Here is a 716-nt window from a genome sequence, read left to right as displayed (position 1 = left end):
CATCGGCCGGTGGCGGGCGCGCCCGGCGCGGCGGTGACGGGCGGGTCGCCGCCGCAGGTCGGTCCGATCGCGATCCTGCCCGAGGCCGATCCGGCGTTCGTCGAGGCGGCATCCGCTGCAGGAGGGCGCGTCGAGCCGCTCTCGAGCGCGACGCGTGGTCTCGTGTGGACGAGCTCGGGCGGCGGCGACCTGCTCGAATCGGTTCTCGCCGAGCACCCGGCGATCTCGTGGGTGCAGCTCCCGTGGGCCGGGGTCGACGCCTTCGCCGACCTGCTCCGTCGTCACCGCGGTGACGGACGCGTCTGGACGAGCGCCAAGGGCGCGTACGCGCAACCCGTCGCCGAGCATGCGCTCGCACTCGCACTCGCGGTGCTGCGCGAGCTCCCGCGCCGCGCGCGTGCCACCGCCTGGGAGGCGGACGAGCGCGGCCGCACGCTGTACGGCGCCGAGGTCGTGATCGTCGGCGCGGGCGGCATCGCGGTCGAGCTCCTGGCCCTTCTCGCACCGTTCCGGGTGCGGGCGACCGTGGTGCGACGAGCGGATGCCGCGGTCCCCGGCGCGGCACGGACCGTGACGACCGATCGCCTCGCCGAGGTGCTCGGCACGGCCGAGCTGGTGTTCGTCGCCGCCGCACTCACCCCGGCGACGCGCGGGCTGATCGGGGCGGACGAGCTCGCGGCGCTGCCAATCGGAAGAGCGTCGTGTGGAAAAGTGTA

Annotated in this window: 1 protein-coding gene; it reads left to right on the top strand. The window is 75.3% G+C overall.

Annotated elements, in window-relative coordinates; translation table 11 throughout:
* The coding region (locus ESO86_RS18045; RefSeq protein ID WP_340638877.1) for an NAD(P)-dependent oxidoreductase at nucleotides 1-716 on the top strand (716 nt) is incomplete at both ends.

Origin of the sequence: Agromyces binzhouensis (assembly GCF_004135055.1) — a bacterium.
GTDB classification, from domain to species: Bacteria; Actinomycetota; Actinomycetes; order Actinomycetales; family Microbacteriaceae; genus Agromyces; species Agromyces binzhouensis.
Note: the sequence above shows the minus strand (reverse complement) of the source record. Positions and strands in the feature narration are given on the sequence as shown.